22 protein-coding genes and 2 pseudogenes are annotated in these 23137 nt (G+C 38.4%); 15 read left to right on the top strand and 9 right to left on the bottom strand.

Annotation, left to right across the window (positions count from 1 at the left end):
- Positions 1-13: 13 nt before the first annotated feature.
- From CUB63_RS17635 to CUB63_RS13570, 3 genes are all read left to right on the top strand, one after another.
- Positions 14-352, top strand: a complete 339-nt coding sequence (locus CUB63_RS17635) for a hypothetical protein (RefSeq protein ID WP_197939062.1) — start codon at positions 14-16, stop codon at positions 350-352.
- 30 nt (positions 353-382) lie between these two features.
- On the top strand, positions 383-1168 hold the full coding sequence (locus CUB63_RS13575; RefSeq protein WP_197939063.1) for a glycosyltransferase family 4 protein: 786 nt from the start codon (positions 383-385) through the stop codon (positions 1166-1168).
- 135 nt (positions 1169-1303) lie between these two features.
- The gene (locus CUB63_RS13570; RefSeq protein ID WP_109848267.1) at positions 1304-2029 is read left to right on the top strand and encodes a glycosyltransferase family 25 protein; all 726 of its coding nucleotides are present in this window, start codon (positions 1304-1306) and stop codon (positions 2027-2029) included.
- A gap of 153 nt (positions 2030-2182) precedes the next feature.
- Here CUB63_RS13570 and cpxP read toward each other — a convergent pair whose 3' ends face one another.
- Positions 2183-2722, bottom strand: a complete 540-nt coding sequence (cpxP, locus tag CUB63_RS13565) for a cell-envelope stress modulator CpxP (RefSeq protein ID WP_109848266.1) — start codon at positions 2720-2722, stop codon at positions 2183-2185.
- A 197-nt stretch (positions 2723-2919) separates the two neighbouring features.
- Here cpxP and cpxR point away from each other — a divergent pair, with 197 nt between their 5' ends.
- From cpxR to trmL, 6 genes and pseudogenes are all read left to right on the top strand, one after another.
- Entirely contained in the window at positions 2920-3618 is a 699-nt protein-coding gene (cpxR, locus tag CUB63_RS13560) for an envelope stress response regulator transcription factor CpxR (protein WP_006534175.1), read from the top strand.
- 12 nt (positions 3619-3630) lie between these two features.
- Entirely contained in the window at positions 3631-5022 is a 1392-nt protein-coding gene (gene cpxA / locus CUB63_RS13555) for an envelope stress sensor histidine kinase CpxA (RefSeq protein WP_072064663.1), read from the top strand.
- 452 nt (positions 5023-5474) lie between these two features.
- A pseudogene (gene rfbA, locus CUB63_RS13550) lies at positions 5475-6128 on the top strand (glucose-1-phosphate thymidylyltransferase RfbA); the annotation flags it as partial.
- Positions 6128-6924: pseudogene (locus tag CUB63_RS13545) on the top strand (NAD-dependent epimerase/dehydratase family protein); the annotation flags it as partial. The pseudogenes rfbA and CUB63_RS13545, both read left to right, overlap by 1 nt.
- Before the next feature lie 231 nt (positions 6925-7155).
- A complete protein-coding gene (locus tag CUB63_RS13540; protein ID WP_109848265.1) occupies positions 7156-8322 on the top strand; it encodes a nucleotide sugar dehydrogenase in 1167 nt (388 codons plus the stop codon).
- A gap of 11 nt (positions 8323-8333) precedes the next feature.
- On the top strand, positions 8334-8837 hold the full coding sequence (trmL, locus tag CUB63_RS13535) for a tRNA (uridine(34)/cytosine(34)/5-carboxymethylaminomethyluridine(34)-2'-O)-methyltransferase TrmL (RefSeq protein WP_006534201.1): 504 nt from the start codon (positions 8334-8336) through the stop codon (positions 8835-8837).
- 70 nt (positions 8838-8907) lie between these two features.
- Here the strand turns inward: trmL and CUB63_RS13530 are convergent, their stop codons facing one another.
- From CUB63_RS13530 to CUB63_RS13510, 5 genes are all read right to left on the bottom strand, one after another.
- Positions 8908-9465, bottom strand: a complete 558-nt coding sequence (locus CUB63_RS13530) for a serine acetyltransferase (protein ID WP_006534202.1) — start codon at positions 9463-9465, stop codon at positions 8908-8910.
- Positions 9465-10286, bottom strand: a complete 822-nt coding sequence (gene cysE / locus CUB63_RS13525; protein ID WP_072064676.1) for a serine O-acetyltransferase — start codon at positions 10284-10286, stop codon at positions 9465-9467. Before cysE ends, CUB63_RS13530 begins: the two co-directional genes overlap by 1 nt.
- Positions 10287-10376: 90 nt before the next feature.
- Positions 10377-11393, bottom strand: a complete 1017-nt coding sequence (gpsA, locus tag CUB63_RS13520) for an NAD(P)H-dependent glycerol-3-phosphate dehydrogenase (RefSeq protein WP_006534204.1) — start codon at positions 11391-11393, stop codon at positions 10377-10379.
- The gene (gene secB / locus CUB63_RS13515; RefSeq protein ID WP_006534205.1) at positions 11393-11863 is read right to left on the bottom strand and encodes a protein-export chaperone SecB; all 471 of its coding nucleotides are present in this window, start codon (positions 11861-11863) and stop codon (positions 11393-11395) included. The genes gpsA and secB overlap by 1 nt, the downstream gene beginning before the upstream one ends.
- Before the next feature lie 69 nt (positions 11864-11932).
- A complete protein-coding gene (locus CUB63_RS13510; RefSeq protein ID WP_023583406.1) occupies positions 11933-12370 on the bottom strand; it encodes a rhodanese-like domain-containing protein in 438 nt (145 codons plus the stop codon).
- 359 nt (positions 12371-12729) lie between these two features.
- Between CUB63_RS13510 and rimO the strand changes: the two genes are divergently transcribed.
- From rimO to CUB63_RS13490, 3 genes are all read left to right on the top strand, one after another.
- Positions 12730-14058, top strand: a complete 1329-nt coding sequence (rimO, locus tag CUB63_RS13500) for a 30S ribosomal protein S12 methylthiotransferase RimO (RefSeq protein WP_109848264.1) — start codon at positions 12730-12732, stop codon at positions 14056-14058.
- Between the two features lie 215 nt (positions 14059-14273).
- Complete coding sequence (gene envC, locus CUB63_RS13495) at positions 14274-15566, top strand: murein hydrolase activator EnvC (RefSeq protein ID WP_109848263.1); 1293 nt, start codon at positions 14274-14276, stop codon at positions 15564-15566.
- Between the two features lie 2 nt (positions 15567-15568).
- Positions 15569-16534 (top strand): divergent polysaccharide deacetylase family protein, encoded by a 966-nt coding sequence (locus CUB63_RS13490; protein WP_109848262.1) that lies wholly within the window; start codon positions 15569-15571, stop codon positions 16532-16534.
- Positions 16535-16585: 51 nt separating this feature from the next.
- Here the strand turns inward: CUB63_RS13490 and tdh are convergent, their stop codons facing one another.
- Both tdh and CUB63_RS13480 read right to left on the bottom strand, forming a co-directional pair.
- Positions 16586-17611: an L-threonine 3-dehydrogenase gene (gene tdh / locus CUB63_RS13485; protein WP_109848261.1), complete on the bottom strand. Its 1026-nt coding sequence runs from the start codon at positions 17609-17611 to the stop codon at positions 16586-16588.
- Between the two features lie 9 nt (positions 17612-17620).
- Positions 17621-18820 (bottom strand): glycine C-acetyltransferase, encoded by a 1200-nt coding sequence (locus tag CUB63_RS13480; RefSeq protein ID WP_006534212.1) that lies wholly within the window; start codon positions 18818-18820, stop codon positions 17621-17623.
- 265 nt (positions 18821-19085) lie between these two features.
- On the opposite strand from CUB63_RS13480, the gene rfaD reads away from it, so the two are divergent.
- Genes rfaD through rfaC form a run of 3 tightly spaced genes read left to right on the top strand, consistent with a single transcriptional unit; the run spans position 19086 to position 22042 of the window.
- Positions 19086-20024, top strand: coding sequence for an ADP-glyceromanno-heptose 6-epimerase (gene rfaD, locus CUB63_RS13475; protein WP_006534213.1), 939 nt, complete (start codon positions 19086-19088; stop codon positions 20022-20024).
- 9 nt (positions 20025-20033) lie between these two features.
- Positions 20034-21086 (top strand): ADP-heptose--LPS heptosyltransferase RfaF, encoded by a 1053-nt coding sequence (gene rfaF / locus CUB63_RS13470; protein ID WP_109848260.1) that lies wholly within the window; start codon positions 20034-20036, stop codon positions 21084-21086.
- The gene (rfaC, locus tag CUB63_RS13465) at positions 21083-22042 is read left to right on the top strand and encodes a lipopolysaccharide heptosyltransferase RfaC (protein WP_109848259.1); all 960 of its coding nucleotides are present in this window, start codon (positions 21083-21085) and stop codon (positions 22040-22042) included. Before rfaF ends, rfaC begins: the two co-directional genes overlap by 4 nt.
- 21 nt (positions 22043-22063) lie before the next feature.
- Here rfaC and CUB63_RS13460 read toward each other — a convergent pair whose 3' ends face one another.
- Positions 22064-23137 (bottom strand): glycosyltransferase family 9 protein, encoded by a 1074-nt coding sequence (locus tag CUB63_RS13460; protein ID WP_109848258.1) that lies wholly within the window; start codon positions 23135-23137, stop codon positions 22064-22066.

Raw genomic sequence — 23137 nt, 5'->3', positions numbered from 1 at the left:
AGTTCTACATGTTATGAATAAAGAAAATAAACGCAAAATTAAAGTAGCTCTTATTGTTGATGAATTCTTTGGGGCTGCAAATACTCGATTTGGTGGGTATGGGTACTTAGCAAGATATTACATTGCTAAATATTTAAAAAATGAAGAGTTTGAATTCGATGTCTTATTAGGTAAAGGAAAAAGTCATTTTTTTGCTGAAAAAACAATAGTCGATGATGTAGCGCTTTATAAACTCCCTCGCAGAAAATGGTTTACACAAAGATTCTTAAAAAAGAAAGACTATGATATCTATTTCAGTGTTGAGCTTACACACGATAATGTATTAAAAAATGAACTAGATCCATCAAAATGACTAATTCTTTGGATACAAGATCCCAGACCTATGTATGAATGGGATGAAATTTTCACAGTAAAATTAATTCCTGAAACATCTTACTATAATCAAAAAATCTACGATCTTGTTCATTCTTGGTACAAAGAAGGAAGAGTACGATTTATTACTCAGGCACAGTGCCTTAATCAAAAAGCCATTGATTTATATAATTTAGATAAAAACGTTTCTATTGATTTTGCTCCAAATCCAATCGATATTGACTATAATTTTGATGTTTTAACTCACCCTAAACAAAATAATGTTGTTTTTTTAGGCCGTATTGCATCTGTTAAACGAGGTTGGATTTTCTGTGAAATTGCAAAAAAAATGCCTGAATACAATTTCTATGTTTTAGGTAAGATATTTAGAGCTGATGACAAAAATCACGATATCATGTCAGAATATGAAAAGATTCCGAATCTTCACTTTGTGGGTCATGTTGAAGGTGAGGAAAAAAATAAATATTTACGCGATGCAAAAGTGCTAGTTAATAGCTCTATTCATGAGGCATTACCTGTTTCATTCCTTGAAGCCTTATCTTTTGGAACATTACTTGTTAGTAACAGAAATCCGGACGACTTAACTTCTAAATTTGGTATCCATGTTGGAGAAGTTCTTGGTAATGGTTTTGATAAAGTAGACTTATTTGTAGAAGCAGTTAGAGAACTCATTGAGAATGACGAAAAGAGAAAAACACTATCAATAGAAGCCATTGATTATATTAAAAAAATTCATAATGTGGATGATTTTATAAAAAATACACATGCAATCATCAAAGATGAGCTAACAAAATAAAAACAAATCTATTAAGGGAAATAACACTCTTATATTTCCCTTAAAATATTACTTAGATAAAGAATATTACATGAATAATTTCATAATTAGCTTAAAAGATAATAATGAAGATAGGCGTACACATATATCTAATCAATTCAATTCAATTCAAAAAATATTCCATTCTTATTTTTTGATGCTATAAATAAGAATAACTTAGATGTCTCAGAACATTTAAATATATGCTTTAATAATCCTAATTTAACAGCTGGAGAAAAAGGATGTTTTTTAAGTCATATATTTTTATGGAAAAAGATTATTGATGAAAATATTGATGTAGCTGGAATTTTTGAAGATGATATTTACCTAGGAAAAAATTCTGAAGAATTGCTAAGAAATTATTCATGGGTGAACAAAAATATTGATATTATAAAAATTGAAAAATCTAATGATAAAATAAAAACATCCATTAGACCAATAAAGAAAATCAATGATTTTCAAATTGTTAGGTTAAAAAGTCGGCATTTAGGTACTGCAGGATATATTATCACAAATAAAGGTGCTCATTTTTTATTTGATAAAATATCTCAAAAACCTATTAACAATCCAATAGATCATGAAATATTCAATGATTTATTAATAAACAATAAATATATTGTTGGACAAACTATGCCTTGCTTATGTATACAAGATTTTGTTTTAAATAAAAATGATAATAATTTCCCTAGTATTTTAGAAGATAATAGAATTCATCGCGTTATACATAACAAGACAGGAAGTAATAATAAAATTATACGAGAGCTCTCTAGGCTAAAACAACAAATTTTAGATTTCACACTAAAAAATACAATAGAAAGAAAAGTATACTTTTATCTAAAATAAAACTGATATAACTAAAAATATAACAAACAAAAAAAAAGCCCCTCTCCAGAGGGGCTGCAAAAGACAGGGATGGTGTCTATGGCAAGGAAAAAACTTCGTTGTTGCTACTTACTCTCTAACTAGGTACTACTTTACTACACTCTTACTTCATTACTAATTCTGTTGACTTTGTTGGTCAAAATACGACATTCGCTGTTGGTAATTCTTTTCCAATTGCGCTTTCTGTTCTGGGGTTAACAACTGATACATTTGGTTATGGACTTTTGCCATTTCTACATGGCGCTCTATTGCTTGTTTATCCATATCTTGCATCTGTGCTTTGACTGCTGCTTCATCAAACTTTTCAGCAGTAACTAATTTATGCATATTCTCATGATACTGACGGAAATTTCCGTTATATCTATCTTGGTGATGCTGGCGCATTAAATCGCGCATTTGAGTACGTTGTTGCTCAGTTAATGTGATACCGTTAAACATACGTGACTCGCCATAATTGCGATCCATCATATGTCCTCGTTGTCCGCGGTGACCTCTATAATCACGGTCGCCATGCATTCCATAGCCATAACCGCAGTGGTAGTTACCATTATACTGTTGCTCAGTAGGCGGATTAGTATTTGCGGTTTCAGCTAATACCATCGTCGGAGCTGCCAAAAACATTGATGCTAGTGCAACTACTGCTACTTTACGCATTGCTTCACTCCTAATTCGGTAAATTAATACCGACCTAATTAATACGACTCAATGTGTATAATTCATATGTGTAATTCTTTGCTATGTGGATTACTATACCGTTACGGCTGCAAACTAGCGTCAGAGCGTGTAAAAGAACGTAAAGTCATAGATTCGCGCTATTTATTATCGTATTTTTCTCTTGGAGGAATTGACGAATGCATAAAATCTTATTAGTGGATGACGATCGCGAATTAACATCGCTATTGAAAGAACTGCTTGAAATGGAAGGCTTTAATGTTGTAATCGCCTCTGATGGCGAACAAGCACTTAAACTTTTGGATGCGTCTGTCGACTTGTTATTACTGGATATCATGATGCCACGTAAAAACGGGATTGAGACACTCAAAGAGTTACGCCAAAATTTCCAGACCCCAGTCATTATGTTAACGGCAAGAGGCAGTGATCTTGACCGAGTTCTTGGCTTAGAGCTAGGTGCTGATGATTATTTACCAAAACCTTTTAATGATAGAGAGCTAGTTGCGCGTATCAGAGCTATTTTGCGTCGTTCAAACTGGAGCGAACAAAAACAGACTGATAGCACGACATCTCCAACATTACAGGTTGATAAATTACAACTTAACCCTGGCCGACAAGAAGCAAGTTTTGATAATGAACCGCTAGAGTTAACAGGAACTGAGTTTACTTTGCTTTATTTACTTGCTCAGCATTTAGGACAAGTGGTATCACGCGAACATCTAAGCCAAGAAGTCCTTGGCAAGCGCTTAACACCGTTTGATAGAGCGATTGATATGCATATTTCTAATTTACGTCGTAAATTACCAGAAAGAACAGATGGACAACCTTGGTTTAAAACGTTACGTGGCCGTGGTTATCTGATGGTTTCAATAACTTGATAAATATTCTTTATGATAAATAGTCTGTCAGCGCGCATTTTCGCAATATTCTGGCTGACGCTAGCATTAGTTCTCGTGCTAGTTATGATGGTTCCAAAGCTGGACTCGCGCCAGCTTACCCCTCTTTTAGAGAGTGAATACCGTCAAGGCGTTATGCTAGAACAACATATCGAAGCTGAATTAGCTCAAGATCCGGCTAACGATCTCCTTTGGTGGCGTCGATTAATTCGAGCCATTGATAAATGGGCTCCCCCTGGCCAACGTTTAATTATTGTCACGAGTGAAGGCCGGATTATCGGTGCTCAACGTAATGAGATGCAAGTTGTCAGAAACTTTATTGGTCAATCTGATAACGCCGATCACCCCAAAAAGAAAAAATATGGTCGCTCTGAGATGCTAGGGCCTTTTTCTGTAAGGGATGGTGAAGATCATTACCAACTTTATCTCGTACGCCCTTCAAGTAGCCCTCAATCTGACTTTATCAACTTATTATTTGATAAACCATTGTTGTTACTCATATTCACCATGCTTATCAGCACACCATTATTAGTATGGCTTTCTTGGAGCTTAGCAAAACCCGCAAGACAGCTTAAAAATGCGGCTGACGATGTGGCTAAAGGTAACCTACGCCCTCACCCTGAACTAGAAACTGGCCCTCAAGAGTTTTTAGCCGCAGGCACAAGTTTTAATCAGATGATAAGTGCTCTTGAACGTATGGTAGAGGCGCAACAACGTCTGATCTCTGATATTTCTCATGAACTACGTACCCCATTAACACGCTTACAATTAGCCAGCGCATTGTTGCGTCGTCGTAGTGGAGAGAGCAAGGAGCTAGAGCGTATTGAAACTGAGACTCAACGCCTTGATGGTATGATTAATGACTTACTGGTGCTTTCCCGTAATCAGTATAAAAACGAGTTATTACGCGAAACAGTAAAAGCCAACGAATTGTGGGATGACATTTTAGATAACGCTAAATTTGAGGCCGAACAAAGTAATAAGACACTGCAAGTCACAACACCTCCAGGAGCCTGGCCTATTTACTGCAATCCATATTCTCTGGCGAGTGCATTTGAGAATATAGTCCGTAATGCTCTGCGTTATTCAAATTCTCGCATTGAAGTCGCGTTTACTGAACAGAACCAAGGTATCACCATTATTGTTGATGATGATGGCCCAGGCGTTAGCCCTGAAGATAGAGAGCATATCTTCCGACCATTCTATCGCACTGACGAAGCTAGAGATCGTGAATCCGGTGGTACGGGCTTAGGATTAGCGATTGTTGAAACTGCCGTCAGCCAACACAGAGGCCATGTTAAAGCCGATGACAGCCCATTAGGTGGGTTGAGGGTTGAGATTTGGTTGCCGAGAGCGGGTGCAAGTAACAAATCGCCAACGGCTTAATAGAGTAATTAAACTGTTGTATCAAAATATCCTGCCATCTATTGAAGAATAGGTGGCATATTCTTTTTGTTCGCATTTATTGATGCAATTCAGAATGATCTGGCTGAATCGATCGCTATTCCGATATTTATATATCTACAATCAATGCTAAAATACCCAGCTATTACTTGACCGTCTGGTTTGAAGAGTCTACTCTCAGTGCGGATTTTCGCATATTGTTAAAGTATGCTTATATAATAAAATTCTTATATTACATATAGATAAGGGTTTTTCGAGATAAATTTTGGCGCTCTGGGGGCCGTAAACCCAGTGTGGTAGCTATGTAGAAAAAGCTATATAAAATTTATAGTATCTTTAATATAAAATATTTAAATTATACGAATTTAGTAAATATTTTATGTATATTTATTTTTTATATAAAATAAATATACATACCTTCTTAGGGTTTAAAAATGAAAGGCATTATTTTAGCTGGTGGCTCAGGGACAAGACTTTACCCAATTACAATGGGTGTATCTAAACAATTACTACCTATCTATGATAAACCAATGATCTACTATCCTTTATCTGTATTGATGCTTGCAGGTATTAGAGAAATACTCATTATTACAACACCAGAAGATCAAAATGGTTTTCAGCGCCTATTAAACGATGGTTCACAATTTGGTGTTTCTATTCAATATGCTGTACAACCAAAACCTGAAGGATTAGCCCAAGCATTTATTATTGGTGAAAAATTTATTGGTAATGATAGTGTCTGCTTAGTTTTGGGCGATAATATTTTTTATGGTCAAGCTTTTTCCCCAAAACTAAAAGAAGCAGCGTCAAAAACTAACGGTGCAACGATCTTTGGTTACCAAGTAAAGGATCCAAAGAGATTTGGTGTTGTTGAATTTGATGAAAATAAAAAAGTTATTTCGATAGAAGAAAAACCCTCACAACCTAAATCTAATTATGCTGTTACTGGTTTATATTTTTATGATAACGATGTCATTAAACTAGCGAAAGAAATCAAACCATCAAAACGCGGTGAATTAGAAATAACAACACTAAATGAAATATATTTACATAAAAATAAATTAAATGTTGAAATGCTAGGAAGAGGACATTACTTGAACCATTAAAAGGCTCTGATGTTATTATCAACTTAGCGACACAACATAAAGATAATGTACATCCTATTAGTTTATATTATGAAGTTAATGTAGATGGAGCTAAAAATGTTTGTGAGGTTGCTGAACAACTAAATATTAAACATATCGTATTTACTTCATCTGTTGCTGTATATGGATTTGTTGAAAAAGAAACGGGTGAAGATGGTGAGTTTCATCCATTTAATGATTATGGAAAATCAAAACTTGAAGCTGAACATAAGTATGAAGCTTGGTATAAAAAAGATAATACAAATACATTAATCGTTATCAGGCCAACCGTTGTATTTGGTGAGGGCAATAGAGGGAACGTATATAACCTATTCCGCCAAATAGCATCGGGTAAATTTTTAATGGTGGGTTCAGGTAATAATAAAAAATCTATGGCTTATGTAGAAAACATCGCTGCTTTCTTAAAATTTGCTACTAAAATAGAATCTGGTCATCATATATTAATTATATTGATAAACCTGATTTTACTATGAATGAATTGACAGATATCATTTATACAGCTCTAGATAAACGACATACCCACATTAAAGTTCCTTATGCTATTGGATTACTTGGTGGATATTGTTTTGATGTTCTTTCTAAAGTTACAGGTAAAGAATTCCCTGTAAGCAGTATTCGAATCAAAAAATTCTGTGCCCGCACTCAATTTAAATCAAATAGTATTACTAATACTGATTTTAAAGCGCCAGTTACTCTTCAACAAGGTATTGCTAACACAGTTAAAAATGAATTTTTATAATAGATTAATTTTAAATAGTCTTTGTATTAACAAATAATTAAAATACACCCTACACTTCTCTACTTATTTTCTAATAAAAAATTAATTTTACATTAATTTAATAAGTATATGATCCTTATGATTGCTAAATATACTATACCTTTACTAAAGAGTGAGAATTAACACTAAAATATCTATTTTTATTCTAGTATAGTGAAATTATAAATACATATACTTTAGATAAGAGAAACCATGAAAATCACCATCTCCGGTACCGGCTATGTCGGTCTATCTAACGGGATACTGCTTTCCCAATACAACAAAGTTGTTGCGTTAGATATCAATAAAGAAAAAGTTGAATTACTTAACAAAAAAATCTCGCCAATTACAGACAAAGAAATTGAAGAGTTTTTAGCAACCAAAGAGCTCGACTTTACAGCAACATTAGATAAAGAATTCGCTTATAAAGATGCTGAATTCGTTATCATTGCCACACCAACCGATTATGATCCTAAAACGAACTATTTCAACACCTCTTCTGTAGAGTCTGTTATTCGTGATGTTTTAGAATATAATCCAAACACGACAATGATTATAAAATCAACCATTCCTGTTGGTTTTACCAAAGAGATGAGAGAGAAATATAATACCAATAATATTATTTTCTCCCCTGAGTTCTTACGTGAAGGTCGTGCGCTTTACGATAACTTATATCCATCTCGTATTGTGATTGGTGAACAATCAGAAAGAGCACAAAAGTTTGCTGACCTTTTACAACAAGGCGCACTGAAAAAAGATATTGATGTTCTGTTCACTGACTCCACAGAAGCCGAAGCGATTAAATTATTTGCTAATACTTATCTAGCACTCCGTGTTGCTTACTTTAATGAGCTAGATAGCTATGCCGAATCTTATGGACTGAACTCAAGACAAATCATTGAAGGTGTCTGCTTAGATCCGCGTATTGGCAATCACTATAACAATCCATCATTCGGTTACGGCGGTTACTGCTTACCAAAAGATACTAAACAGCTGTTAGCCAACTACGACTCTGTCCCTAATAATATTATTAGTGCAATAGTGGAAGCTAACCGCACACGTAAAGATTTTATTGCAGACTCTATTATTGCAAAATCACCCAAAATCGTCGGCGTATATCGTTTAATTATGAAATCTGGCTCGGATAATTTCCGTTCTTCTTCTATCCAAGGCATTATGAAACGCATTAAAGCCAAAGGGATTGAAGTGGTGATTTATGAACCAGAGATGAAAGAAGAGACCTTCTTTAATTCAAAATTAATTCGTGATTTAAATGAGTTTAAAGCAATGTCTGATGTCATTATTACCAATAGAATGTCATCAGCACTAAACGATGTTGAAGAAAAAGTTTATACTCGTGACCTCTTTGGTAACGATTAAATCGATTTTATATGCTCAATATCGTCTTATTTGAACCCGAAATTCCACCGAATACGGGTAATATTATCCGCCTGTGTGCTAACACAGGCTTTCATCTTCATTTGATCCAACCATTGGGTTTTACTTGGGATGATAAACGTCTACGTCGTGCAGGGCTTGATTATCGTGAATTTGCTGATATTAAACAGCACCACGATTATTATGCTTTTTTAGAAAGTGAAGGTTTAAACCCTGATAATGCACAATCACCATCAGGTGCGCGTGTATTTGCCTTAACCACAAAAGGCACGCCAGCACATAGCAATGTCAGTTATCAAGATGGAGATTATCTCCTGTTTGGCCCTGAAACCCGTGGTTTGCCACCTTATGTATTAGATAATATGCCAACACAGCAGAAAATCAGAGTCCCAATGCTTGCTGATAGCCGCAGTATGAATCTGTCAAATACGGTTGCGGTTGTGGTTTTTGAGGCATGGCGCCAACTTGGTTATCCTGGTGCATTACTAAGAGACTGAAATGCAAAAAGCGCTGATCATAAATAATGACTAGCGCTTTTTAACTTCAAATAACTAACATGTTAATTTATTACATTGAGGATTGTTTTATTTCAGCAACAACCTTCGTGATATATCGACACCCTTCCCCTACATCCTTCAGTACTAATGCATGAGCTCCAATCACCGCATTATCACCAATCTCTATCTCACCGCCGATAATCGATGAGTTACAACCAATATAAACGTTATTACCAACCCGAATATCCGCTTTGCCATTCTTTTCTTTTACACCGATTGTCACACCTTGCATTAACGTCACATTCTCGCCTAGCTGACAGTAATTAGTTAGTACGATCCCTATGGGATGTGGTAATGAAAGGCCTTTACCTATGCGCGTTCTTAGTGAGATATCGTTGCAATATATACGATTGTTTTTAGCACCAATACGAATGCCTAATTTTTTGATAAAACGATTTTTAGAAAAATAAAAGAATTGGGCGACACGCCACCAAAATAGATAACGTGAACGTTGGCAGAAAAAAACACGGTGATAAAGTCTTATCCAACTAAAAGGCTTGTTATCACCTATATACTCAGCGTGTAAACAAGCCTTTAGTTCAGAAAGGGTGACTTCAGTTAATGCCATTAAATGCCATCACCACATTCAAAACCGGGTACGACACCATTAAAGTGTTGATCCATATCGAGTGAAGGCTTGTCACTGGTCGGCTTACCAACAATGCGAGCAGGAACACCAGCAACGGTAGTGTGCGCAGGAACTTCATGTAAAACGACTGATCCCGCACCAATTTTGGCACCGCGACCAATCTCGATATTGCCGAGTATTTTTGCACCCGCACCAATCATTACACCTTCACGCACTTTAGGATGACGGTCACCACAAGTTTTACCTGTTCCACCTAACGTCACAGATTGTAAAATAGAAACATCGTTCTCTACGATAGCGGTTTCACCAATTACAATGCCTGTTGCGTGATCAAGCATAATACCGTGGCCAATACGGGCAGCTGGATGAATATCAACACCAAAGGTCACAGAAATCTGGTTTTGCAGATACACCGCTAACGCTTTGCGATCTTGATTCCATAACCAATGCGCGATGCGATAAGCTTGTAAGGCATGGAAACCTTTTAAATAAAGCAGTGGTGTAGAGTATTTATCAACGGCAGGATCGCGTAAACGCACAGCCGAAATATCATAAGCTGCCGATTCAATCATAGAATTATCACTACGATATGCTTCTTCAACAATCTCCCGAACAGCAATCGCGGGCATTGTTTGAGTTGCTAGCTTATTTGCCAACATATAACTTAAGGCACTACCTAAGTTTTCATGTTTGAGTAATGTCGCATGGAAAAAACTCGCCAAAATTGGCTCGCAATCTGCCAAGCATCTTGCTTCATTTTTAATATGATCCCAGACTCTTTTTAGCTCTTCTAGCGACATACTCACTCTCATTCTTTTTACATTGAAGCCTAAGTAAATACTTAGGCTTCTTATGTTTAAAACAGAAATAAATAACTATCTAAAATAGACTTAGAACAGATTGCTGTCTATCTCATCTTTAGTAGCTCGGCCTAATAAAGATAATGCCGCTTCTTTCGCGTCTTTATGCTGATATAAAATTTGGTAGATCTGCTCAGTAATAGGCATTTCAACACCAACTTGTTCGGCTAATGCGCGAACTTCTTTAGTATTACGATAGCCTTCAACTACTTGTCCAATTTTTTCTTGGGCAGTCTCCACATCAAGGCCTTGACCTAACATCATACCAAAGCGACGATTACGAGATTGGTTATCGGTACAGGTTAAAACTAAATCACCCAACCCCGCCATGCCCATAAAGGTTGCAGCATCTGCACCTAACGCTTTACCTAAACGGCTCATTTCAGCAAGGCCACGAGTAATCAATGCTGTACGCGCATTAGCACCAAACCCCATACCATCAGACATACCTGCGCCAATAGCAATCACGTTTTTTACCGCACCACCTAATTGGACACCGATAAAGTCAGGATTTTTATATACTCGGAAACTTTTGCCACAATGGAACAACTGTTGTAACTCTTCAGAGAAGGTATTGTCCGTTGAAGCCACAGAAATCGCAGTAGGCAGACCTGCTGCAAGCTCTTTGGCAAAAGTAGGGCCAGATAAAACTGCAAGCGGGATTTCATTACCTAATACTTCACGCGCTACATCTTGCAATAAGCGACCAGTATGAGCCTCAAGTCCTTTTGTCGCCCAAACAACACGTGCATCCTGACGTAAAAAGGGTTTGATCTGCTGTAATACATCACCAAAAACATGGCTTGGGATCACAACCAGAATATTACGGCTAGCTTCAATGGCTTTTTGCAAAGAAGCTTCCATGTATAAACTATCAGGAAAGGAAACATCGGGCAGAAAGGCCTGATTACAGCGAGCTTGCTCTAACGCAGCAACATGTTCAGGATCATGGCCCCAAAGTACAACATCATGGCCATTGCGCGCTAAGGTAATCGCTAAAGCGGTGCCGTATGAACCGGCACCGATAACTGTCATAGAAGCGTTCATTAAGCTTCTTCAGCCCCTTCATTAGCGGCATCAGTTTGTTGCTGTTGTAAATAGTTCATAAACAACGCATCAAAGTTAACTGGTGCTAAGTTCAGTTGTGGGAAAGTACCACGGCTGACTAAGTTAGTGATACATTCACGAGCATAAGGGAACAGAACGTTAGGGCAATATGCACCTAAGCAATGTGCTAATTGAGTGCCTTCAATACCTTCAACGGTGAAGATACCTGCTTGTTGCACTTCACACAGGAATGCAGTTTCGTTATCCATAGTTGCAGTTACAGTAACGCGCAGAATAACTTCATAGACGTTTTCAGCTAAAGTGTTAGAAGAAGTATCTAAATCTAATTTAACTTCTGGTTGCCACTCTTTTTGGAAAACTTGTGGGGCATTAGGCGCTTCAAAAGAGATATCTTTTGTATAGATACGTTGAATTTGAAAAGTCATCTCTTGGTTTTGCTGTTCTGACATAATAATCTTACCTTTTTATATCCTTATTAATTGAATAGCAGTAAGTATAGAACTCAATCTGCCCGCTCGTTATTTTTTACCTTTAGCCAGTGGTAAATTTTCACCACTCCAGCCTGAAAGACCATCTTTTAAGATAAAGACTTTTTCAAAACCGAGTTTAATTAAGCTTTCTGCCGGTTTTGCACCTTCAATGCCTGACGGTGATACAACAATAACTGGCTGTGATTTATATTTCTCCAGCTCAGCAATATTATTATTTTTGATTTCAGAAGGCGTTAAATTGATAGAATCAATGATGTGTCCTTTACGGAATTCATCACGGCTACGGATATCAACACACACCGCATTCTCTTTATTTATCAAAGAAATCGCTTCTGTACGGGAAATATTTTTCGTCTTAGAAAAAAGCCCTTTAAAGGTCAATACGATGACCGCCACCAGCAGCGCAACCCAAACAAAACTTAACAGGGTGTGCCGGTTGAAAAATTGCATTACTTCTTGCAGCATAGGATGCAATCACTCTCGTTAGTTAAAAATAGTATCAAAGAGCCAAAGTATACCTTTGTCATGGCGCAATTACAGCCTATTCCTGCGTTTCTCTTTCAGTTTTTGCGGAAAGTTTCTCAACAATCATTTTTTTTATTGACGGATTTATGTACCATTAGTGTCGGTTCCGTGAAAAATGATGAATTGAAAAGGCCTTACCTTTTTACTCTACAGGATCCCTCTTCAGGCAAGCTATTAATAAATCAACATCCCTAATAGTGGCTACTTACGTATAAAATCGCCCATATTACGTAAGATTTATACCTGTCTGAGATACAACAACTATCTGTTATTTATTTAAAAGTATTGAGAACACGAGCATGTCGCAAACAAATCAAGTGCCTAAAATTGGATTCGTTTCATTAGGTTGCCCTAAAAATTTAGTGGACTCTGAACGTATCCTAACCGAACTGCGTACAGAAGGTTATCAAGTCGTCCCTACCTATAATGATGCTGATTTAGTCATCGTCAACACCTGTGGGTTTATTGACAGCGCAGTACAAGAATCGCTAGAAGCGATTGGTGAAGCACTCGATGAAAACGGTAAAGTCATTGTTACTGGCTGTTTAGGTGCCAAAGAAAATCAAATCCGTGAAGTGCATCCTAAAGTACTCGAAATCACAGGGCCTCATAGTTATGAACAAGTTTTATCTCATATTCACCACTATGTCCCCAAACCTGATCACAACCCTTTTCTCAGCCTTGTTCCTGAACAGGGTGTAAAATTAACGCCTCGTCATTACGCGTACTTAAAAATTTCTGAAGGCTGTAATCATCGTTGTACTTTCTGCATCATCCCATCAATGCGAGGTGATTTAGATAGCCGTCCAATTGGTGAAGTATTAAGTGAAGCAAAAAGATTAGTTAATGCGGGCGTAAAAGAGTTACTGGTTATTTCTCAAGACACTTCTGCTTACGGTGTGGATACTAAACATCAAACAGGCTTTTGGGATGGAATGCCTGTCAAAACCAGTATGGTCAGTTTATGTGAACAACTGGCAAAATTAGGTATTTGGGTTCGCTTACATTATGTTTATCCATACCCACATGTCGATGATGTCATTCCTTTAATGGCTGAAGGTAAAATTTTGCCTTATTTGGATATTCCATTACAGCATGCTAGCCCTAAGATTTTAAAACTAATGAAACGCCCAGGTTCCGTTGAGCGTACCTTAGAGCGCGTAAAACGCTGGCGTGAAATTTGCCCAGAATTAACTTTACGTTCTACCTTTATTGTCGGTTTTCCGGGTGAAACAGAAGAAGATTTCCAAATGCTATTGGATTTCCTCACCGAAGCACGTTTAGATCGCGTAGGTTGCTTTAAATACAGCCCTGTTGATGGTGCGAAAGCAAATGAACTGGCAGATCAAGTGCCTGAAGAAGTGAAAGAAGAGCGTTATCATCGCTTTATGCAATTACAGCAACAAATTTCGACTGAACGTCTGCAAGAGAAAATCGGTAAAGTGTTGCTTGTTATGATTGATGAAGTCGATGAAGAGGGGGCAATTGGTCGCAGTATGGCTGATGCGCCTGAAATTGATGGTGCCGTTTATCTCAATGAGCAATTTGATGTAGAACCAGGGCAAATCGTTCGTGTGCTTATTGAACATGCAGATGAATATGATCTGTGGGGTACTATCGTCGAATAATCTCTATCTTAGACAGCGTGATAATCTATTGCGCTGTCACATAGATTACCTCTTTTTTCCTCTCTTCCACTATTATTGCTTTATAATCTCTTATTAATTGAATAGATTACCTGTTAGGTATTATCTGAAATTTCGGCTTTATTTCGTGTTAGCTGGTCAGTTGTTTTGTGGCATGAAATAATCTTACAAACTGTTATGAAAGGTACGTTGGTCAGATGGCAAAGAAAATGGATCTTCAAAAAAAAACACATCCGTCTTATCGTGTATTTTCTTTACCGTTAATCATGTTGATCATTAGCACAACGCTCTTTTCTGCATCTCCTGTTTTTGCTAACACATTAACAGATAATCGTAATCAGCTAAAAGATCTACAAACCACGATCGCAGAAAAAGAAAAACAGGTTCAAGAACAGCAAAAACAACGAACTGCACTTCTTAATCAATTAAAAACGCAAGAAACCCAAATCTCTAATGCCAGTCGCTCTGTGCACGAAACACAAAACCGCTTACAAACATTAGGTAAAGAGATAAAAACCATTACCGCAAATATTGCACGTCTACAAAAACAGTATCAGTCTCAACAAGAGTTATTAGCTCGCCAAATGGATGCGGCTTATCGTCAGGGTAAACATCAAGGTATAGAGCTTCTATTTCGAGGTGAAGAAGGCCAACGTGAAGAGCGTATTTTAGCGTATTACAGCTATATCAATGATGCGCGCAAAGAGACAATGGCCGAACTGGCTGAAACCTCAAAAGAACTAGAAGCAGAAAAAGCCGCACAGCAAGCAAAACAAAACGAACAAAAACAGGTCTTAACAAAACAACAGCAAGAAAAACAAAAGCTGGATAACGCATTAGCCGCGCGACAAAAAACACTAACCCAACTTGAATCCACCTTAAAAGCGGATCAGAAAAACTTAGCCACTATGCGAGCTAACGAAGCGCGATTAAGAAATAAAATTGCGCAAGCAGAGCGAGAAGCCAAAGCTCGCGCAGAACGTGAAGCCCGAGAAGCGGCACGCATTGCAGCCAAACAACGAGAAGCTCAACAGCGCGGTTCAACCTATAAACCAACAGCTGAAGAGCAATCATTGATGTCACGTACTGGTGGTTTAGGTAAACCTGCGGGACAAGCAATTTGGCCAATAAGAGGCTCTTTATTACACCGTTTTGGTGAATCTATTTCTGGCTCTGGTGAATTACGTTGGAAAGGAATTGTCATACCTGCTGCACAAGGCACAGAAGTAAAAGCCATTGCTGATGGGCGAGTGCTATTAGCCGATTGGCTTCAAGGCTATGGTTTAGTGGTTGTGGTTGAGCATGGTAAAGGTGATATGAGCCTTTACGGTTATAACCAAAGTGCTTTAGTGAGTGTTGGTCAACAGGTTAAAGCAGGCCAGCCTATTGCTTTAGTTGGTAACAGTGGTGGGCAAGAGCGTTCAGCACTCTATTTTGAAATTAGACGTCAAGGAAAAGCAGTAAACCCTGTTCCTTGGCTTGGGAGGTAGGTTTGAAATTACTTGGCACATTACAACGCAAGCGTCCGTTTTTACTTAGTTTAATGTTGCTAAGTCTGGTTGTAAGTACACCTGTATTTGCAGCCAAATTAGCCATTGTGATTGATGACTTTGGTTATCGAAAAAAAGAAGATAACCAGATTTTACAACTCCCTACAGCCGTTTCTATCGCTATTTTACCTGATTCTCCTCATGGAAAAGAAATCGCGACGAGAGCACATGCACAAGGGCGGGAAATCCTGATCCACATGCCTATGGCGCCAATAAGCAAACAACCGCTAGAACGCGATACCTTAAAACCGTCTATGGATCAGGCTGAAATTAATCGTATTATTCAACATGCTATTAATAATGTGCCTTACGCTGTCGGTATGAATAACCATATGGGTAGTGCGATGACATCAGATAGACAAGCGATGGATAGAGTCATTAAAGCGCTTAATCACTCAAACCTCTATTTTTTAGATAGCGTAACCATTGGTAATACACAAGCTGCCACTGCTGCCAAAGCCGCGGGCGTTCCCTCTTTACGTCGCCATGTGTTTTTAGATAATGTGCAAACGGAAGCCGAAACCCGACAACAGCTTAATCGTGCTATTGCTTTAGCGCGAAAAAATGGCTCTGCGATTGCTATCGGACATCCTCATCCCTCAACTGTAAGGGCATTACAACAACAGTTGCCTTTATTACCTGCGGATATTCAACTGGTTGCACCAAGTACTCTATTAAATCCACAGTCAGAAAAACCGATACAACCCGAACCGCCTAAAGTTGCCCCCCCCACAGAACAACCGCAAGAGCCAAAACCTGCATCTTGGCTAAAACCTGCACAAAAAGCGATTATTTCGATGAAAAAAAGTACACTAATTAATACGTTATCCAGTGGATTTAGCTCATCAGAAAAAAAGAAAATACCCAATACGCCTACTCCAAACGAAACGGGTGAAATAAAAGAATAACGCAATAAAAAAGAGCCTGTTAAGGCTCTTTTTTCGCTTAATGATCACTCATTACTGCCAATCTAAAATCACTTTACCAGATTGACCTGAGCGCATGATATCAAAGCCTTTTTGGAATTCATCAATAGGAAACTGATGCGTAATAATAGGCGAAATATCAAGGCCAGACTGAATAAGTGCTGCCATTTTATACCATGTTTCGAACATCTCACGACCGTAGATACCTTTAATAAACAGTCCTTTAAAGATAACTTGTCCCCAATCAATTGCCATATCAGAAGGCGGAATACCCAACAGCGCAATACGACCGCCATGATTCATGGTATTCAGCATGGTACGAAACGCAGGTGGTGCGCCTGACATTTCTAGACCTACATCAAATCCTTCAGTCATACCTAACTCTTTCATCACATCGATTAAGTTTTCTTTGCTGACATTTACGGCTCGGGTAACGCCCATTTTTTTAGCAAGATCAAGACGATATTCATTAACATCAGTGATCACCACATGACGAGCGCCAACATGCTTACAAATTGCAGCCGCCATGATACCAATAGGGCCAGCGCCGGAAACCAGCACATCTTCGCCCACTAAATCAAAAGATAATGCGGTATGTACAGCATTACCAAAGGGATCAAAAATAGTCGCTAATTCATCAGGAATATTGTCTGGAATTTTAAATGCATTAAAGGCGGGGATAACCAAATATTCAGCAAAACAGCCCGGGCGATTTACCCCTACACCAATAGTATTACGGCATAAATGAGTGCGACCACCGCGACAATTACGACAATGACCACAAGTGATATGCCCTTCGCCCGAGACACGATCACCAATATTAAAACCTTTAACTTCCTGCCCTATCGCCACAATTTCACCGATATATTCATGACCTACAACCATCGGTACAGGAATTGTTTTTTGTGACCACTCATCCCAGTTATAAATATGAACATCAGTGCCACAAATTGCTGTTTTGCGAATTTTGATCATCACATCGTTATGACCAATTTCAGGTACTGGAACATCGGTCATCCAGATACCTTCTTGTGCTTTTAATTTTGACAATGCTTTCATAGAATAACCTTATGCAATCACATTAAGTTCTTTGCCAATTTTGATAAATGCCGCCACTGCACGCTCAATTTGTTCAGTGGTGTGTGCTGCCGACATTTGTGTACGAATACGTGCTTGCCCTTGAGGTACAACAGGATAGAAAAATCCTGTGACATAAATTCCTTCATCAAGTAAGCGTGTTGCAAACTCTTGTGCTAATTTAGCCTCTCCTAACATCACTGGAATAATGGCATGATCTGCCCCAGCCAATGTAAAACCCGCCGCACTCATTTTTTCACGGAAAAGTGAGGCGTTACGCCATAAACGAGCACGAATTTCATCTCCTGATTTCAGCATATCTAAAACAGCAATAGAGGCTGAAACAATTGCAGGGGCTAATGAATTGGAGAATAAATAAGGGCGAGAACGTTGACGTAACCACTCAACCACTTCTTTACGAGCTGCGGTATAACCACCAGAAGCACCACCTAGCGCTTTACCTAAAGTACCCGTGATAATGTCAACTCTTCCCATTACATCGCAATATTCATGGGTTCCGCGACCTTGTGCCCCCACAAAACCCACGGCATGCGAATCATCGACCATCACTAATGCACCGAATTCATCCGCTAAATCACAGATAGATTTTAGGTCGGCAATCACGCCATCCATTGAAAATACACCATCAGTGGCGATCATAATGTGGCGAGCATTATCTGCTTTAGCTTTTTCAAGTTGTGCGCGCAGTTCTGCCATATCGTTATTGGCGTAGCGATAGCGTTTTGCTTTACATAAACGCACACCATCGATAATAGAAGCATGGTTTAAGGCATCAGAAATAATGGCATCTTCAGGGCCCATTAATGTTTCAAATAATCCACCATTCGCATCAAAGCAAGATGAATACAGAATGGCATCTTCCATTCCTAAAAATTCAGCGATTTTATTTTCTAATGTTTTATGTGAATCTTGAGTACCACAAATAAAACGCACAGAAGCCATACCAAACCCGTGGCTGTCCATACCCGCTTTTGCAGCTTCAATTAATTTTGGATGATTAGCCAAACCTAAATAGTTATTGGCACAGAAGTTAATAACATGGCTTCCGTCAGCAACGGCGATATCTGCGTTTTGTGAAGAAGTGATGATGCGCTCATTTTTAAACAGGCCATCTTGACGAGTTTGTTCGAGTTGTTGATTAATTTGTTGGTAAAACGCGGGAGTAGGCATACTTTCTCCTAAACAGAGACAAAAAGAGACTATGGTTATAATTGATTATAATACAATCACGTTGTTTCTTATTTTATGCCTTTGCTCTATTAAAAACGACAAATGTAAATAAATAATGTTATTTGTGTAATTAAGATCACTAATACACACTGTGTTTTTCGAGAATTTCAGCTTGTTATTCCGTGATGAATACTACCGTTAACGCTGTTCAGTGTTATTATAGACCTAGAGCTAATTTTAGATTTTTATATGAAGGGGTAGCCACATGATTATCGTCACGGGCGGTGCAGGTTTTATCGGCAGCAATATTGTTAAAGCATTAAATGATGAAGGTTATACCGATATATTGGTTGTTGATAACCTTAAAGATGGCACCAAGTTCGTGAATTTGGTTGATTTGAATATCACTGATTACATGGATAAAGAAGACTTTATTGCGAGTATTGTTGCAGGTGATGATTTTGGTGATATTGATGCCGTTTTCCATGAAGGTGCTTGCTCTTCTACCACTGAGTGGGATGGCAAATATATGATGGATAACAACTATCAATATTCTAAAGAGCTACTCCACTACTGCTTAGATCGCCAAATTCCTTTCTTATATGCCTCTTCCGCTGCTACTTATGGTGGTCGTACGGATAACTTTATTGAAGAGAGAAAATACGAAGCACCTTTAAATATCTACGGTTATTCAAAATTCTTATTCGATGAATATGTGCGTCAGATTTTACCTGAAGCAGAATCGATGATTTGTGGCTTCCGTTATTTTAATGTTTATGGCCCTCGTGAAGGACATAAAGGTGGCATGGCAAGTGTTGCATTCCATTTAAATAACCAAGTCAATGCCGGTCAAAATCCAAAATTATTTGAAGGTAGCGAAACCTTCCAACGTGACTTTATTTATGTGGGTGATGTTGCCGCGGTTAATTTATGGTTCTGGCGCAATAATGTATCCGGTATTTTTAACTGTGGTACAGGTCGTGCTGAATCATTCCAAGCGGTTGCGGATGCCGTTATTGCTCATCATAAAGATAAAGATCTCTCTATCGAACATATTGAGTTCCCAGAAAAATTGAAAGGTCGTTACCAAGCCTTTACTCAAGCTGATCTAACAAATTTACGTAAAGCAGGTTATACCGCACCATTTAAAACGGTTGCCGAAGGTGTCGAGCTTTATATGCAATGGTTAAATCAAGGTAAGTAATCGCTGTTTATGAAAATCTTTGTGGTAGGGCCTTCATGGGTCGGGGACATGATGATGTCCCAAAGTCTTTATCGTACATTGAAAGCATTACATCCTGCGGCAACGATTGATGTGATGGCACCAGCGTGGTGCCGTCCATTATTAGAAAAGATGCCGGAAGTTGATAATGCAATACCAATGCCATTAGGTCATGGAGCTTTAGCCATTGGTGAACGCCGTCGTTTAGGAAAACAATTAAAAGAGAATGGTTACACGCATGCTTATGTATTACCTAACTCATTTAAATCGGCATTAGTGCCTTTCTTTGCAGATATTCCTAAGCGTACAGGCTGGCGTGGAGAGATGCGCTATGGTCTATTAAATGATTTGCGACCTTTAGATAAAGATGCATTTCCTTTGATGGTTGAACGCTATGTCGCGCTAGCTTATGACAAACTAAAAGTCCAAAAAGCGACTGATTTACCTCAACCTCTGTTATGGCCTAAGTTATCAGTAACCGAGAGTGATATCTCTACCACATTGCATCAATTTTCATTATCTACTCAACGTCCTGCTATTGGTTTTTGCCCAGGCGCTGAATTTGGCCCCGCAAAACGTTGGCCTCATTATCATTATGCCGCTTTAGCGCAGAAACTCATTACAGAGCAAGGGTATCAAATCTTCTTGTTTGGCTCTCAAAAAGACAACGATGCAGGCGAAGAGATAAAACAAACGCTGACGCCAGAAGCTCGTGAAGCCTGTTTTAATCTCGCTGGCAAAACCAGTCTTGAACAAGCAGTAAACTTGATTGCATCTTGTAAAGCTGTTGTCAGTAATGACTCTGGTTTAATGCACGTTGCAGCCGCGTTAGAGCGCCCGTTAGTCGCACTTTATGGCCCAAGTAGCCCTGATTTTACGCCACCGTTATCCCATAAAGCACGCGTGATCCGTTTAATTACTGGCTACCACAAAGTGCGTAAAGGGGATGCCGAACAAGGCTATCACCAAAGCTTAATAGATATTCAGCCAGAGAAGGTTTTTGCTGAATTAGAAAATTTATTGTCAACGGAGCCAGCAGCGTGAAGCGGGTATTAATCGTTAAAACCTCTTCCATGGGCGATGTGTTACATACATTGCCAGCATTAACTGATGCAATAAATGTTTATCCTGATATTCGTTTTGATTGGGTAGTCGAAGAGGGTTTTGCCCAGATCCCAAGTTGGCATCAAGCTGTTGATACAGTGATCCCGGTGGCGATACGCCGTTGGCGAAAAAACTGGTTTAGTGCGCCTATTCGTGCAGAGCGCATGCAATTTCGTCGCGCTATTCAAGCGCATCATTATGATGCCGTGATTGATGCACAAGGTTTACTGAAAAGTGCATTCTTAGTGACTCGATACGCCAAAGGCACTAAACACGGCTATTCGCGTCAATGCGCTCGTGAACCTTTGGCCAGTTTTTTCTATGATATTCGCCACGATGTCAGTAAAAAAATGCATGCGGTTGAACGTATTCGCCAGCTATTTGCCTTAAGCTTAAATTACCCGATCCCTCAATCTCAAGGTGATTATGGGATTGCACAGCATTTTCTCTCACTTCCCGCCTTTGATGAGCGCCCTTATTTAGTCTTTTTACACGCAACTACGCGTGATGAAAAACACTGGCCAGAATCCCATTGGCGAGAATTAATCGCCCTACTTGCAGATTCAGGGATACGCATTAAATTGCCTTGGGGTGCAGAGCATGAACATCAACGTGCCATTCGCTTAGCCGCAGATTTCGACTATGTTGATGTATTGCCCAAAATGTCGCTAGCACAAGTAGCTCAGGTTATTGCGGGTGCGAAAAGTGTGGTGTCTGTCGATACAGGGTTAAGTCACTTAACTGCGGCATTGGATAAACCCAATATCACGCTCTTTGGCCCTACCGATCCCGGTTTAATTGGCGGTTACGGTAAGGCACAAATGTCAGTGAAAGCAAAAGGTGGGGATATTGCGGAGATAAAGCCACAGCAAATATTCGACCTTCTTGATATTTAGCTTAATAAGCCTTAAAAGCGATTAGTCTTTTAGGGTTTTATTGACGGCATCAAAAACTTCATCAACTGTAATAAGATCCATTGATGCTGGTATTTCCTCATTTGAGCTAGGCTTCTTATTAATAATGGTATGTAAATGAAGATCTTGATAAGGCCCCGTCCATTTAGGATCTGCAGTCGCAAATAAACTTACAGTTGGACGCTGTAATGTAATCGCTAAATGCAGAGGCCCAGTATCTCCGGTGACTAATACATCCATTATTTGGATCTGACTTAACAAGTCAGGTAATGAAGTTTTACCAACTAGATTTTCAATATTGCTATGATATTTTTCTGGCAACAATACAAAAAATTCTTCAGGTAATTCTAATTCTCGCGGAGATCCTATTAATTTAATTTGTATTGTTGGTTTACTATCAATTAGCTTTTGCGCTAATTCAACAAAGTATTTAACAGGCCACCTGCGCTCTTGCGTTGATGCCCCCATCTGAAATCCAACAATATGATAGTTTCCTTTATCTAATTGTTCTACTTCACAAGGAATTTCCATTCTTGTATCCGAGCTATCTATTCCTAAATAACGAATAATATTAAGTTTACTTTGAACAACATGGCAATTAGGAGGCTGATGCTCAGCAATAATCCATTTCTGAAACCATTTAGGGATCACATGAAAAGTATTACGTAATATATACTGACAGCCCGCCATTACTGCAAATAGCACATCATAAGGAAGATGAGAATGGAGAATAACCGCTAATTCAGGTTTATATTTTTTGGCCTGTAAAGCAATGGGAAGTAGATTTTTTATCTTATTATCCCAATAAACCACACTATCTATTTGATCATAGTTTTCAACTAATAATCTATTTTTTTCGCTGGAAACCAATGTGATATGTGAATTAGGGTAATGTGCACGAATCGCTCTTATTGCTGGGGTATTAAACATAAAATCACCCAGCGCTGTCGTAGAAAAAATAAGAATACTGTTAAATTGAATATCAGATGAAAATGTATCCGTTTTTTTCATCTTACCAAAAAGTGGGTTATAAATATTTAGGAAGTTATGTACCCATTTTAATTTCTTTAACTTCAT

The organism is Proteus penneri, from assembly GCF_003144535.1.
Taxonomy (GTDB): domain Bacteria; phylum Pseudomonadota; class Gammaproteobacteria; order Enterobacterales; family Enterobacteriaceae; genus Proteus; species Proteus penneri.
This window is presented reverse-complemented; position numbering and strand designations above follow the sequence as displayed.